Below are 13,948 nucleotides of genomic sequence, written 5' to 3'. Positions count from 1 at the left end.
GCCAAACTTGGCCGACAGGATCGTGGTGATCGCTGCAGTCAAGGTTGTTTTGCCGTGGTCAACGTGGCCAATCGTGCCGACGTTCACGTGCGGCTTGGTACGTTCAAATTTTCCTTTTGCCATTTCTCGACTCCGAAAAAAATAAGTCAATCACAAAAAATTTGGTGCCCTTGGCGGGAATCGGACCCGCGACCTCTCCCTTACCAAGGGAGTGCTCTACCACTGAGCCACAAGGGCAATAACTCTGACCGCCAATCAATCCAGCAAAAACAACAATTGGAGCGGGAGACGGGAATCGAACCCGCGTCATTAGCTTGGAAGGCTAGGGTTCTACCATTGAACTACTCCCGCATCTAACCGGAAACCGGCATTGACATTCGCAGGATCACCTAGGCAACACTTGTTATTTTCGCTGGTGGAGGGGACTGGATTCGAACCAGTGTAGGCGTAAGCCAACAGATTTACAGTCTGCCCCCTTTAGCCACTCGGGCACCCCTCCGGCGAACCTCAGACTATACCAGAGTTTGGAAGCTACGCGTTTAGCCGCAATAAATTTCGCTCATAAAGCCCAAGATATCTCTAGGCCTCGCTGCGACAGCCAATGTGTAGCGGTCGAAAAGTGGCCACATCCGACAAAGGGCAGCGGCGGCCGCAACGCAGACAGTGGCGACGGGTGGTTGGCAAGCAACACCAAGGCCTCACGCTGCACACGCCCAGCCTCGACCACATTCGAGATATTGCGTCGAGTTTGCAGCTCGATCATGGGCGCCTTGGCTTGCGCATGCACGCCCCACAACATATAAACACAAGCTGGTGCCGTACGCGCCACCAGAGTAAGCAATGCATCCGTTAAACAGTCCCACCCCCGCTTGGCATGACTGGCTGGCCTGCCTTGCTCGACCGTCAAACAGGTGTTGAGCAACAACACCCCGCGCTTGGCCCATGACTCTAGTGAGCCACTTTGCGGCGGCAACAAACCCACATCTCTTTGTAATTCTTTGAATATATTGCGCAGTGACGGCGGCACCTTGACGCCTGGCGCAACCGAAAACGACAAACCCTGGGCCTGATAAGGCCCGTGATAAGGGTCTTGCCCAAGAATCACCACACGGACACTCGCCAGTGGCGTCAATAACAAGGCCCACAGCGGATGCTCTGGATAGACAACAGCGCCGTTTGCCAACCGCTCCTTGATAAAAGCGGACAAAGACTCTCCTTCAGAGCTGCGCCAAAAGGTTGTCAGCGTCGGCTGCCAATCGTCATGAACAGGCCATGTGTCAGGAGACCACGCTTTCAAATGAGGCGCCAGCGAAGAGGCGCTCCCTTGCGCTGAATCAGCGCCAAATAAATCTTGCGTCATCCCAACAAAACGGCGACTCAATCGGCAAACAACTGCGCCAATGCCACACCTGGATCTGGCGCACGCATGAACGCTTCACCCACCAAAAATGCATGCACTTTCGCGTCGCGCATGGTTTGCACGTCACTGCGCTGCACGATGCCGCTCTCGGTCACCAGCAATCGATCTGCCGGCACATCAGCCAACATGCCGAGCGTCGTGTCCAACGAGACGTCAAAGGTGCGCAGATTTCGGTTATTGATGCCGATCAGCGGTGTTTTCAACTTCAAGGCACGCTGCAACTCTGGCGCATCGTGCACCTCCACCAACACCGCCATGTCGAGACTGCGCGCGATCGCTTCGAACTCCGCCATTTGCGCATCGTCCAAACAGGCGGCAATCAGCAAAATGCAATCGGCCCCCATCACGCGCGCTTCATAGATTTGGTAAGGGTCAACCATGAAGTCTTTGCGCAACACAGGCAAATCACAAGAGGCGCGTGCTTGCTTCAAATAGTCCACACTGCCTTGGAAGAAGTCTTTGTCGGTCAACACCGACAAACAAGCCGCGCCGTGTTCGGCATAACTTTGCGCGATGTCGGCAGGAATGAAGTCTTCACGAATCACACCCTTGGACGGACTGGCTTTTTTGATCTCCGCAATCACCCCAGGCAAACCGGCTGCGATCTTGGTGCGCAGAGCGCCCACAAAGTCACGGGTCAAGACGCGACTCTCGGCATCAGCACGCATGGCTTGCAAAGACTTGCGTTTGAGCGCCGCAGCCACCTCTTGGTGTTTGACCGCAACAATTTTATTCAGGATGTCCGACATATTTTTCTTTCTAGCGCCGACGCGCAAATTTATGCTGCAGCGAGTTGGTTTGCTGTTGTCATCAAATGGCCAAGTTTGGCTTTGGCGGCCCCCGAGGCCAAAGCCTCACGCGCACGCGCAATACCAACCTCGATGCTGTCTGCCAGATTGGCCGCATACAAAGCCACGCCGGCGTTGAGCACCACAATGTCACGCGCAGGACCGGCTTGGTTGTCCAGCACGCCCAGCAACATGGCGCGCGATTGCTCCGGCGTTTCCACACGCAAGGCACGGTTGCTGCTCATAGCAAAGCCAAAGTCTTCGGGGTGAATTTCGTATTCGCGCACTTGGCCGTCTTTGAGCTCGCCCACCAAGGTCGACGCCCCCAACGACACCTCATCCAAACCGTCTCGTCCGTAAACCACCAAGGCATGCTCTGCGCCCAAGCGCTCTAATGCGCGCACTTGAATCCCCACCAAATCAGGGTGGAAAACCCCCATCAAAATATTGGGTGCTCCAGCAGGGTTGGTGAGAGGACCCAAGATGTTGAAAATCGTTCGCACACCCAACTCTTTGCGAACGGGCGCTACGTTTTTCATCGCAGGGTGATGGTTGGGGGCAAACATGAAGCCGATGCCCACCTCCGAAATGCACTGTGCAATTTGTACAGGCGATAAATTGATGTTCAGGCCCAAGCTTTCCAACACATCCGCGCTGCCACTTTTACTGCTCACGCTTCGGCTGCCATGCTTGCTGACTTTCGCGCCAGCGGCCGCGGCCACAAACATGGAACACGTCGAAATATTGAAGGTGTGCGAACCATCACCACCCGTACCCACGATGTCCACCAAGTGACGTCGGTCGGCCACCGCCACCTTGGTGGAAAACTCCCGCATCACTTGTGCGGCAGCGGTAATTTCACCGATCGTTTCTTTCTTCACGCGCAAAGCCGTGATGAACGCCGCCATCAACACCGGCGACATTTCGCCGGCCATGATGAGCCGCATGATGTGCAGCATTTCGTCGTGAAAAATCTCACGGTGCTCGATCACGCGTTGCAGCGCTTCTTGGGGGGTAATGGCATGGGAGGCTGTCATGACGCGCCTTTACAAAAAGTTTTTGAGCATGGCGTGGCCGTACTCCGTGAGGATAGATTCAGGGTGAAACTGCACCCCTTGAATATCAAGCTCGGTGTGCCGCACACCCATGATTTCGCCGTCATCCGTCCACGCCGTGGGCTTCAAACACGATGGGCAGCTGCTGCGCTCAATCGCCAAAGAGTGGTAACGGTTGACCGTGAATTTCTCGGGCAAACCGGCAAACACCCCCTCTTGCGTGGTGGTGATCACGCTGGTTTTGCCATGCATCAACGCTTGTGCGCGAATGATCTTTCCACCAAATGCGGCACCAATACTTTGATGCCCTAAGCACACGCCCAAAATCGGCAACTTACCTGCAAAGTGTTGAATGGCTGCCACCGAAATACCCGCCTCAGCGGGTGAGCAAGGGCCAGGGGAAATCACCAAACGATCCGGCCTACGAGCGGCAATGCCTTCCAGCGTGATTTCGTCGTTGCGAAACACCTCAACCTCAGCACCCAACTCACCAAAATATTGAACGATGTTGAAGGTGAAGCTGTCGTAGTTGTCGACCATGAGAAGTTTGATTTTTTTCATGATGGTTACTCCAGACCTTCTTCCACCAACTCACTGGCGCGTAACAGGGCGCGCGCTTTGTGCTCGGTCTCTTTCCATTCCAACTCGGGCACAGAGTCGGCCACCACACCAGCGGCGGCTTGCACGTACAAGGTGTCGTTTTTGATGATGCCCGTGCGAATGGCAATCGCCACATCCATGTCACCTGCAAAGCTCAAGTAACCACACGCACCGCCGTACAAACCGCGCTTGGTGAGCTCGAGTTGGTCAATCAATTCCATCGCATGCACCTTGGGCGCGCCCGTCAGAGTGCCTGCAGGGAACGTGGCCTTGAGTACGTCCATGCTGGTGAGTGGCTGGCCATCTGCACCGTCAAGCAACAAGCCTTCCACGTTGCTCACGATGTGCATCACATGGCTGTAACGCTCGACCACAAAAGCCTCGGTCACTTTGACGCTGCCAATTTTGGCAATGCGGCCAATGTCGTTGCGCGCGAGGTCAATCAACATGACATGCTCGGCACGCTCTTTGGGGTCGTTGATCAACTCGACTTCAGCGGCCTTGTCGGCCTCAGGCGTTGCACCGCGTGGGCGCGTGCCGGCCAACGGTCGGATGGTGACTTTTTGGCCCTCGGGCGTTGACTCTTGACGCACCAAAATCTCGGGCGACGCACCCACCACATGGGCGTCACCGAGGTTGTAGTAGTACATGTACGGGCTAGGGTTGAGCGAACGCAAAGCGCGGTACAAGGACAGCGGGCTGGCCGTGAACTTCTTATGAATACGCTGGCCCACTTGCACTTGCATGAAGTCGCCTGCAGCAATCAAATCTTTGGCCCGTAAAACGGCTGCCAAATAATCGTCTTTGGCAAAGCTGCGCTCGGCGGGGTGACTGGCACAAGGTGCAATTGAGGGCGCTAACGCAGGCGCTTTCAAACGCAGCTTGAGCTCGGCCAAACGCGTTTGCGCTTGTGCGTAGGCCTCTGGCTGCGCTGGATCGGCATAGACAATGATCGACAGCTTGCCCGACAGGTTGTCGATCACCGCCAACTCTTCGGTTTGCAGCAACAAGATGTCAGGCATGCCCAAGTCATCGGGCGGGCAAGAGTTGACCAGCTTCTTTTCAATGTGACGCACGGTGTCGTAGCCAAAATAACCCGCCAATCCGCCACAAAAACGGGGCATGCCTTCGAGCAGCGCCACTTTGAAACGCTTTTGGTACGCGGCCACAAAATCCAACGGATTACCCGCAACGGTCTCGACCACCACACCATCGGTGACCACCTCGGTTTTCGCAGCATCGCCAAAACCACTGGCGCGCAGCAAAGTTCGAGCAGGCAAGCCAATGAAGCTGTAACGCCCAAAGCGCTCACCGCCGACCACAGACTCCAGCAAAAAGCTGTGCTTGCCATGGTTTTGGACATGCGCCAGCTTCAGATAAAGCGACAAAGGGGTTTCGAGGTCGGCAAACGCTTGTGCCACCAAGGGGATGCGGTTGTAGCCTTGTTGGGCCAATGTTTTGAATTCGTTTTCGGTCATGGTGAGCCTCCACAGCTCTGCCCCGTGTAGATGGGGCGTTCATTCGGACAGGTGCTGAGGCAAAGGCCATGCATCAGCGCGGGGCACGGCTTGTGTCGCGTGCGTTAAACGAGCGTAAACAAAGGCGTACGCCAGGGCCAGGCTCCCCGGTCATGACAACCTGTGACAGTGCTGCGATGAATGAACATAAAGGTCAGTTTAACAAAGGCTCAGCAAGCCAAGGTCAACGCGCCCTGAATTTGGGTCAACACGTCGACGTGCGCGTCAGCATCGACCGCATCGACGGGCTGGCCATGGTTATAGCCGTAGCGGACCAGCACCACAGGGCAACCAGCGGCCCGTGCGGCCAAGGCATCGTTGCTAGAGTCACCCACCATCAAGGTGCGCGCCGGTTCGGTGCCTAAAATTTCGCAGGTGCGAAGCAGGGGCAGCGGATCTGGTTTTTTACGGGCAAAGCTGTCGCCGCCAAACACATGCGAAAAATACCGATCCAGGCCCTTGGCCGCCAACAAAGGTTTGGCAAATGACAAAGGCTTGTTGGTCAGGCAAGCGAGCACCAAGCCCGCACTGCGCAATTGCTGCAAGCCCTCAGCCACACAGGGATAGACCTGCGCAAACTCACCATTGATGCCCAAGTAATGGTGTTGGTAGCGGGGCCAAGCCAGTTCATACAAATCATCCAGCGTGCGGCTTGCGCACATCAGGCCAGACGACTGAACCTCGGGCAAGGCCAATTGATGCGTCAGCACCGAACGGATCAAATGCTCGGAGCCCTTGCCCACGGTGCGCGACACCAAATCTCGCTGAATCGGTGGCAAATCTAAATCGGCAAGCGTGCGGTTGAGCGCCACTTCAAAGTCGCCTAAGGTGTCCACCATCGTGCCGTCTAGGTCGATGATGGCTGCCTGTAAATGTGAGAAGTGGGTATTCATGGTTTTGAGTTTATCGCCCCTTACAACGACAGATAGCGTATGGCTCAGGTTGAGAGTCACTACCACAAGCGCTCAAAACCTGACGTAACTTGCACGACTTGGCCACACACATGAAGGCCCATCACGGTTCAAAACACCAAGCATGTGGCAGGGGAAATACCATTGCGTACTTTTTACCGCCCACCAAAAATGCCCTACTCAAGAAACTTGGTTGCTTGACAACCTTTCTCTCTTTTAATCACCTTACTCAAACCAGACACCACACGGAGACCTCGGTCAAGATCATGAAAATCGCGCAACAGCCTCAAAACTTAGAAGCACGTCACGCCCTCAAACTGGTCGCCAGTTTGTGCCTTGGGGTTTTCCCGAGCGCCGCCCTGCATGCCCAAAGCGCAACGACGGCACTGGCCGATGTGATGGTGCAAAGTGGTCGTTTGGAACAAAAGCAATTTGATGCGCCAGCGTCTGTTTTTTCGATCGATGCGGAGACCATTCGTAACTCAGGACCTCAAGTCAACATCTCGGATGTGCTGAACCGTGCCCCCGGCGTGGTGGCACTGAACCGTAACAACTACGCGCAAGACGTACAAATTTCGATTCGCGGTTTTGGCTCGCGTGCTGCATTTGGCGTGCGTGGCATCCGACTCATCACAGACGGCATTCCCGCTTCCATGCCTGATGGCCAAGGACAAACCTCAACCATCAGCATGACCTCCACCGACCGTATAGAAGTACTCACCGGCCCGCTGGCCCAGCTTTACGGCAATGCGTCGGGCGGCGTGATTCAAACGTTCACGCGGGAAGCAGGCGCTACACCTGAAGCTCAAGTGAGTTTGTACACAGGCTCATTTGGCATGCAGCGCACTGATTGGCAGATTAGCCAACGCTCAGGCAACGTCGGTCTCGTGGCCGACTACAGCACGTTTTCGATTGACGGTTATCGCCAACAAAGTAGTGCTGAGCGCAAGCAGCTCAATAGTGTGATTACCGTGGATGCCAAGCCTGACACGCGCTTTAAATTTATCGTCAATATGTTCGATATGCCAACGGCTCAGGACCCACTGGGTTTGACTCAAGCTGGATTGACGAAGCCAAAAGAAGTTGTCGCCTCCGCTTTAACCAACAACACGCGAAAAACAGTAAAACAAGACCAAGTAGGCGCAGTGATCGAGCATACGGTCCACAGCGATCTCAAATTTCAAGGCCGTGCTTACAGCGGCACACGCAGTAATTTGCAATATCAGGCAACCGTTCCTGCGGGATGGACGGGACTTGAACGCCGTTTTGAAGGTCTGGGCCTCCAAGCCAATGGCAAGGCGCACGTATTTGATCGCAAGCGAGTTACTTGGACTGCAGGCGTCGATTACGACCATGCCCAAGAACAACGGCAGGCGGGCGCAACCACCAACGGAGAAAAGTCGCTAACTAATGGCAATGCTCTGACCCGTGATGAATTGAATTCAGCAAGAAATCTTGATTATTTTGCCCAAGCCAATTGGTCACTTAACGAGCGCTACACCCTTACGACAGGTGTCCGCCGAAGCGACGTCACGCTCAAGAGTCGTGATGACTACCCAACGACTGGGCCGGGATCTGATGCAGATGGGTCTGGCCGTGTTCAATACAAAGCAACGAGCCCAGTGATAGGACTTACTTGGCACGCACAAGATAACCTCAACCTTTACGCCAACTACGGCAAAGGATTTGAGACACCCACCCTCTCGGAAGCAGCTTACAAAACGGGCACTAACAATACGATCGACACATCGTTCAACCGAACGCTTTTGGCCTCAAGAAGCAAGCACCTTGAAGTCGGAACCAAATGGCACCCAACCCCCATGACCCGTGTAGATGCAGCTTGGTTTCAAATCAACACAGAAAATGAAATCGTGACGCAACTCTCACGAGGCGGCAAAACGTCTTTTGCAAATGCACCACGAACTTTGCGTGATGGCTTTGAACTCGCCTTGCGTACCCAGCACTCTGGCAACTGGCGCAGCCAAGCCTCTGCAACGATCATGAATGCAAACTATGAAGACGCCTTCAGCAGCAGTTCCGTGAGGGTCGTCAACGGTTCACCCGTCGTTACGAACACGACTATCCCTTCGGGAAATCAACTTCCAGCCATTCCCAAGCGACAACTTTTCGGATCTTTGCAGTGGTCTGAAAAAGGCTTTGCCCAAGCCGGGCAGAAACCTCAGCTTGGCCTTGAGGCTGGCATAGATCTCGTGCACCGCTCAAGTATCTGGGCGAGCGATTCCAACTCTGCATCAGATGGACTGGCCCCCGGATATAGTATTTTCAATGCTCGGGTACGCCAGCGTTACCAAGTTGGCACAGCTCGCTTAGAGGCATTTGTTGGCATCGACAACCTGACGAATAAAAGCACGGTCAGTTCGGTCATCGTGAACCAAGCAGCAACTCAATACTTCGAGCCTGGCCTGCCCCGCAACTGGGTGGTAGGCCTGACCAGCAAGATCCCACTTTAAGCCAACGCCACCCGCATCTGGTCAATCACCGCTTTGTAGTCGGGCTTGCCAAAAATAGCGCTGCCCGCCACAAAGGTATCAGCCCCCGCATCTGCCACTTGGCGGATGTTGTCGGGCTTGATGCCGCCGTCGACTTCCAAGCGGATGTCGCGGCCGCTGGCTTCGATCAATTTGCGGGCGTGCTCGATTTTGCGCAGCGCAGAGTCGATGAAGCTTTGACCGCCAAAACCGGGGTTGACGCTCATGATGAGGATGAGGTCAATCTCGTCAATCGTCCAGTTCAACACATCCAACGACTCAGCGGGGTTGAACACCAAGCCGGCCTTCACGCCCTTGCTCTTGATGGCCTGCACGCTGCGATGCACATGGGCGCTGGCGTCGGGGTGAAAGCTGATGAGGTCGGCACCGGCATCGGCAAACGAAGCGGCCAAGGCGTCGACGGGCGAAATCATCAAATGCACATCAATCGGCACGGCCACACCCGCCGCGGTTTTGGCGTGGGGCTTCAAGGCTTGGCAAATCATGGGACCGAACGTCAAATTGGGCACGTAATGGTTGTCCATCACGTCAAAGTGAATCCAGTCGGCGCCTGCGTCAATGACGTTTTTGACTTCTTCACCCAAACGGGCAAAGTCGGCCGACAAAATGGAGGGGGCAATGCGAAAGGTGGGGCGTGTGCTGTTCATGGGGTGATTATTTCATCCCTGCCAAGGCCGCTTTTGGCTTAGGCCAAAATCAGGCCTATGCAACGTTACAAATTCCAAGTCGAAGTTCATCCTCAATACCTGCCTGAGCAATCGGACCCAGAGGGCGGGCTGTTTATGTTTGCCTACACGATCACCATCACCAACATGGGATCGATCCCTGCGCAATTGATCTCACGCACGTGGAACGTGAACGATGCCCAAGGCATGCACGAAAAAATTCGTGGCTTGGGCGTCGTCGGCCATCAGCCCTTGCTCAAGCCCGGCGAGCAGTTTGAGTACACCAGCGGCACCCGCCTGCGCACGCCCACTGGCACCATGCACGGCAGCTACTTTTGTGTGGCCGAAGATGGCGAAAAGTTCGATGTGGACATCCCCATGTTTGTGCTGGACGCCTTGAGCGACGCGCCTGGCAACCGCAACCTGCACTGAGACCGGCCATGGGTGAGTTCGACCTGATTGAGCGCTACTTCAAGCGCCCCACCCAAAAAGCTGTGTTGGGCGTGGGTGACGACTGCGCCCTGTTGACCCCCACAGCGGGCATGCAACTGGCCATCTCCAGCGACATGCTGGTGGAAGGTCGCCATTTTTTGAGCACCGTCGACCCCACCCGCTTGGGCCACAAAGCCTTGGCCGTGAATTTGAGCGACTTGGCCGCGAGTGGCGCCACGCCCATGGCCTTCACCTTGGCACTGTCGTTGCCGCGCGTGGACGAAACTTGGTTGGCTGGTTTCTCCAGCGGGTTACTGCAATTGGCCGATGCACACAGCTGCGAACTGGTAGGCGGCGACACCACCCAAGGTCCGTTGAACATTTGCATCACCGTGTTTGGCGAAGTGCCCCCGGGCGATGCCTTGCTGCGCCACAACGCACAAGTGGGCGACGACATCTACATCAGCGGCACCGTGGGCGATGCCCGCTTGGCGCTGGAAGTTTTTCGCGGCACCCAATCGATTGATCCAGAGGGCTTGGCTTACTCCCGTTCGCGCATGGAATGCCCCACTCCTCGCGTGGCCCTGGGCACCGCCTTGCGCGGCGTGGCCAACGCCGCCATTGACGTGAGCGACGGTTTGCTGGGCGACTTGGGCCACATCTTGAAACGCTCGGGCGTGGGCGCTCAGATCGACACTGCTTGGCTGCAATCGTCCAACACCCAACGCCACAGCGCAGGTGTAGATGCCGATGCTGGCATCAGCCCTTGGCTGGCAGCGCTGTCGTGGAACAAGCGCCTCGACTATGCCCTCGCGGGGGGTGACGACTATGAGCTGTGCTTCACCGCACCCATCGAGCAACGCGAAATGGTCCACGCCGCAGCTTGGGAAAGCGACACGCCCGTGACCCGCATTGGCCGCATCACCGAGCAACAAGGTTTGGTGGTACTTGACCCACAAGGTCAACCCATTGCAAGGCGGTTTGCATCGTTTGATCACTTCGCTTGAATGCTTAGCGCCGTCTTAGCCCTCAGATACCCAAAAAACACTGAACCGAAATGCTGACCCGCCGCTTCGTTCTCTCTCACCCCGCCCATTTCATCGCGCTTGGCGCAGGATCTGGACTGAGCCGTTTCGCGCCGGGCACGGCAGGCACCTTGTGGGCGTGGGCGGTGTTTTTACTCTTGCAAATTTGGTTGACGCCCTTCCAAATGGGTGTGCTGATTGGGGTGTCCACACTGGTGGGTTGGTGGGCTTGCACGGTCACTGCACGCCATATGGGCGTGGCCGACCCGGGCGCGATTGTGTGGGACGAGATCGTCGCGTTTTGGCTGATTTTGTGGCTGGTCACGCCCACCACCTTTGGCGGCGAGTTGGCAGCGTTCATCTTGTTTCGCTACTTTGATGCGGCTAAGCCTGGCCCGGTGCGTTGGGCCGATCAGCTGTTCAAAGGCTTCGGCTGGCGCGGTGGCTGGGGCATCCTGTTCGATGACTTTGTGGCCGCGTTTTGCACCCTGTTGGTGATGGCCTTATGGAGAACGCTATGACGACACAAACAACACAGACTGACGTAGAACGCTTGGCGCAAGCCTTGTTGCAACACGGCTGGATGTTGGCCACAGCCGAAAGCTGCACGGGCGGCATGATCGCGGCAAGCTGCACCGACTTGGCCGGATCGAGCCAATGGCTGGAGCGCGGTTTTGTGACCTACTCCAACGAGGCCAAGCACGAGATGCTGGGCGTGGACAACACCTTGATCGCCCAGCACGGTGCGGTGAGCGCGCCCGTGGCGCAAGCCATGGCCTTGGGTGCGCTGCGCCATTCACGAGCGCAGGTGTCGGTGGCGGTGACGGGCGTGGCAGGCCCCACTGGCGGATCAGCAGAAAAGCCCGTGGGCACGGTGTGGTTCAGCTGGGCCTTGCCCAGCGATGCGGGGCCCACACTGGGCGCAGAAACCGCTTGGGTCAAAACCGAGCTGATGCACTTCGCGGGCGACCGCGCTGCAGTGCGAGAGGCCACGGTGCAGCACGCCTTGCGCACGCTGCTGGCCTTGCTGCAAACGCCTTAAAACTTAGGTGACTGACGGATACGACAACGCGCTAGCCGCTCCTAGCCGCATTCGCATCTCAAACCGGCAACACAGCCGGAAAACGCTTGGCAACTGCCACTCCCAACCGCGCCATGCGGTTGCGCATGGTCAGCACGGCTTTGTCTTTGCTGATGAGTTGTGCCTTGAGCTGCGCCGCGAGGTCGATGAACTTTTGGTCATCGCCGTCTTTGCAGATGAACAGCGCTTTGGGCGCGATGGGCTGTAACACCGCATGAGCATCAAACTGGCGCAAGATGTCTTCAGCCGTCAACGCGCTGAAGGCCAAGCGCCGGGCGATGTGGGTGTAAGCCAAAACGCGCTCCAGCTCGTCACGCATCACTTGCGTGGCCAACCACTGCACAGACTTGCCGCTCAAAGCGGCTTGCAAGTCGGGCGTTGCTGGGTCTCGGTAAAGCCACAGGTCGAGCACGATGTTGGTGTCGAGCACCACAAGCACAGGTGGCGGGCTGGCTTGTAAATTTAAGCCGTCACGCGTGCCAACATTCAAATCTTCACTCACGCCATCACAGATCACGATGCTGCTGGTCCTTTGCCCTCGGTGTGGTGAGCCTCAGGGGCTTGGCCGTCGCTAGACTTGTTGCGCATCGAGCCAGCACGCAAATCAAAGCGGAACATGCGGCATTCGATGGGGCCGTTCCACATGGGCACGCGGCGCGACTCTTTGAAGCGCATGCGGGTGGGCAGCTTGAGATCGGGGGTCAACATCCAAGCCGACCAACCGGCGTAGTTTTTCTTCCAATGGCTGGCGAGTTGGGCAAAGAAGTCGCCGCCGTCTTCGGTTTGAGCAATGTCACGGGCGCCGAAGCGCGGCACATCATCACGAATCATGCCGTTGTCATACGCGGCATCGTCAAAGCCCGCATCGCCATTGCTGTTGACGTCTTCGTAAGGCGACACGTATTCGCTAGGTGGTGCATAACGGGCACGGCGTGCAGCACCCGCAATACCGGCGGCTTCAATGCGCTCGCCATACGGCGGGTTGACCAGCATGATGCCGGGTTGCTCGCACGGGGGCATGCGCTGCAAGGCATCACCACCGCGCAGTTGCACGGCGTGCGCCACGCCGCCACGTTCGGCATTGCGCTCGGCAAAGTCGACCATACGGAAAGCCACATCGCTGCCAAAAATCGGCGCACGCGGTTCGCATTCTTGGTTGCGTGCGTTGTTGAGCAAACCTTGCCACACGTGGGCTTGGTAAGGCACCAATTTCTCGAAGCCAAAACGGCGCATCGAACCGGGCGCGATATTGCACGCGATTTGCGCCGCTTCAATGGCGATAGTGCCGCTGCCGCAACACGGGTCATACAACGGCACACCTTGCGCCACCAAGCCGTCTGGATTGGCCGCCGTACCATCGCCTTGGCTCCAGCCGCTGGCCGCCAACATGGCAGCGGCCAAGGTTTCTTTCAAGGGCGCATCGCCTTTGTCGGCACGCCAACCGCGTTTGAACAAAGGCTCGCCCGAGGTGTCGATGTAGAGGGTGAGGTTCTCGGTGGTCAAGTGCGCATAGATTCGAGCATCGGGCCACTGCGTGTTGACGTCAGGGCGCACGCCCGTTTTGTGGCGGAAGCGATCGGCCACCGCGTCTTTGATTTTGAGGGCCGCAAAGTTCAAGCTCTTCAACGGGCTGTGCTGCGCGGTGATTTCAATTTTGAACGACTCTTTGGGCGAGAACCACAGTTCCCACGCCACTTCACAAGCGGCGTTGTAGAGGTCTTGCTCTTGGCGATAAAAGGTGTGCGACAACTCCACCAACACGCGCTGCGCCAAACGGCTGTGCAGGTTGAGCAACATGGCATCGCGCCATGAGGCACGCACCATCACGCCGGCGCGGAAGGCGCGCAAATCCTCATCGGCCACGCCGGTGATGCGTTTGACCTCGGTGGCCAAATAGGTTTCAACGCCTGCCGCACAGGGCAAGAAAAGGGTCAACTGATTCAT

The 13,948-nt window shown here is 56.8% G+C and carries 15 protein-coding genes and 3 tRNA genes; 5 read left to right on the top strand and 13 right to left on the bottom strand.

Going from position 1 to position 13,948, the window contains the following annotated elements; all coding sequences use genetic code 11:
• The 10 genes from B9Z42_RS14825 to gph form a co-directional block, all read right to left on the bottom strand.
• Positions 1 to 123: GTP-binding protein (locus B9Z42_RS14825; protein WP_233203667.1), on the bottom strand; the 123-nt coding region annotated here is incomplete at its 3' end.
• Between the two features lie 39 nt (positions 124 to 162).
• Positions 163 to 237: transfer RNA gene (locus B9Z42_RS14820), tRNA-Thr, on the bottom strand.
• 40 nt (positions 238 to 277) lie between these two features.
• Positions 278 to 351 (bottom strand) — tRNA-Gly (locus B9Z42_RS14815).
• A gap of 62 nt (positions 352 to 413) precedes the next feature.
• Positions 414 to 499, bottom strand: a tRNA-Tyr gene (locus B9Z42_RS14810).
• 60 nt (positions 500 to 559) lie between these two features.
• The gene (locus B9Z42_RS14805) at positions 560 to 1,360 is read right to left on the bottom strand and encodes a uracil-DNA glycosylase (RefSeq protein ID WP_100134178.1); all 801 of its coding nucleotides are present in this window, start codon (positions 1,358 to 1,360) and stop codon (positions 560 to 562) included.
• Between the two features lie 17 nt (positions 1,361 to 1,377).
• Positions 1,378 to 2,169: an indole-3-glycerol phosphate synthase TrpC gene (trpC, locus tag B9Z42_RS14800; protein ID WP_100134177.1), complete on the bottom strand. Its 792-nt coding sequence runs from the start codon at positions 2,167 to 2,169 to the stop codon at positions 1,378 to 1,380.
• 29 nt (positions 2,170 to 2,198) lie between these two features.
• A complete protein-coding gene (gene trpD, locus B9Z42_RS14795) occupies positions 2,199 to 3,245 on the bottom strand; it encodes an anthranilate phosphoribosyltransferase (protein ID WP_100134176.1) in 1,047 nt (348 codons plus the stop codon).
• A 9-nt stretch (positions 3,246 to 3,254) separates the two neighbouring features.
• Positions 3,255 to 3,824, bottom strand: coding sequence for an aminodeoxychorismate/anthranilate synthase component II (locus tag B9Z42_RS14790; RefSeq protein ID WP_100134175.1), 570 nt, complete (start codon positions 3,822 to 3,824; stop codon positions 3,255 to 3,257).
• A 5-nt stretch (positions 3,825 to 3,829) separates the two neighbouring features.
• Complete coding sequence (locus B9Z42_RS14785; RefSeq protein WP_100134174.1) at positions 3,830 to 5,341, bottom strand: anthranilate synthase component I family protein; 1,512 nt, start codon at positions 5,339 to 5,341, stop codon at positions 3,830 to 3,832.
• Positions 5,342 to 5,550: 209 nt separating this feature from the next.
• The gene (gph, locus tag B9Z42_RS14780) at positions 5,551 to 6,273 is read right to left on the bottom strand and encodes a phosphoglycolate phosphatase (RefSeq protein ID WP_100134173.1); all 723 of its coding nucleotides are present in this window, start codon (positions 6,271 to 6,273) and stop codon (positions 5,551 to 5,553) included.
• 110 nt (positions 6,274 to 6,383) lie between these two features.
• Here gph and B9Z42_RS14775 point away from each other — a divergent pair, with 110 nt between their 5' ends.
• Positions 6,384 to 8,762: a TonB-dependent receptor gene (locus tag B9Z42_RS14775; protein ID WP_100134172.1), complete on the top strand. Its 2,379-nt coding sequence runs from the start codon at positions 6,384 to 6,386 to the stop codon at positions 8,760 to 8,762.
• Here the strand turns inward: B9Z42_RS14775 and rpe are convergent.
• Positions 8,759 to 9,448: a ribulose-phosphate 3-epimerase gene (gene rpe / locus B9Z42_RS14770; protein WP_100134171.1), complete on the bottom strand. Its 690-nt coding sequence runs from the start codon at positions 9,446 to 9,448 to the stop codon at positions 8,759 to 8,761. The genes B9Z42_RS14775 and rpe overlap by 4 nt on opposite strands.
• A 57-nt stretch (positions 9,449 to 9,505) precedes the next feature.
• Between rpe and apaG the strand changes: the two genes are divergently transcribed.
• The 4 genes from apaG to B9Z42_RS14750 are packed head-to-tail and all read left to right on the top strand — an operon-like array spanning position 9,506 to position 11,965.
• Positions 9,506 to 9,898 (top strand): Co2+/Mg2+ efflux protein ApaG, encoded by a 393-nt coding sequence (gene apaG, locus B9Z42_RS14765; RefSeq protein WP_100134170.1) that lies wholly within the window; start codon positions 9,506 to 9,508, stop codon positions 9,896 to 9,898.
• Positions 9,899 to 9,906: 8 nt separating this feature from the next.
• Positions 9,907 to 10,905, top strand: coding sequence for a thiamine-phosphate kinase (gene thiL / locus B9Z42_RS14760; protein ID WP_100134169.1), 999 nt, complete (start codon positions 9,907 to 9,909; stop codon positions 10,903 to 10,905).
• Between the two features lie 50 nt (positions 10,906 to 10,955).
• Complete coding sequence (locus B9Z42_RS14755) at positions 10,956 to 11,444, top strand: phosphatidylglycerophosphatase A (RefSeq protein ID WP_100134168.1); 489 nt, start codon at positions 10,956 to 10,958, stop codon at positions 11,442 to 11,444.
• Positions 11,441 to 11,965, top strand: coding sequence for a CinA family protein (locus tag B9Z42_RS14750; RefSeq protein ID WP_100134167.1), 525 nt, complete (start codon positions 11,441 to 11,443; stop codon positions 11,963 to 11,965). The genes B9Z42_RS14755 and B9Z42_RS14750 overlap by 4 nt, the downstream gene beginning before the upstream one ends.
• Positions 11,966 to 12,023: 58 nt before the next feature.
• On the opposite strand, the gene B9Z42_RS14745 is transcribed toward B9Z42_RS14750, so the two are convergent.
• Both B9Z42_RS14745 and B9Z42_RS14740 read right to left on the bottom strand, forming a co-directional pair.
• Positions 12,024 to 12,506 carry a putative toxin-antitoxin system toxin component, PIN family gene (locus B9Z42_RS14745; protein WP_233203665.1) on the bottom strand — a complete coding sequence of 161 codons (483 nt, stop codon included), beginning with the start codon at positions 12,504 to 12,506 and terminating at the stop codon, positions 12,024 to 12,026.
• An 11-nt stretch (positions 12,507 to 12,517) separates the two neighbouring features.
• The gene (locus tag B9Z42_RS14740) at positions 12,518 to 13,948 is read right to left on the bottom strand and encodes a class I SAM-dependent RNA methyltransferase (RefSeq protein WP_100134166.1); all 1,431 of its coding nucleotides are present in this window, start codon (positions 13,946 to 13,948) and stop codon (positions 12,518 to 12,520) included.

It is taken from the genome of Limnohabitans sp. B9-3, from assembly GCF_002778325.1.
GTDB classification, from domain to species: Bacteria; Pseudomonadota; Gammaproteobacteria; order Burkholderiales; family Burkholderiaceae_C; genus Limnohabitans; species Limnohabitans kasalickyi.
This window is presented reverse-complemented; position numbering and strand designations above follow the sequence as displayed.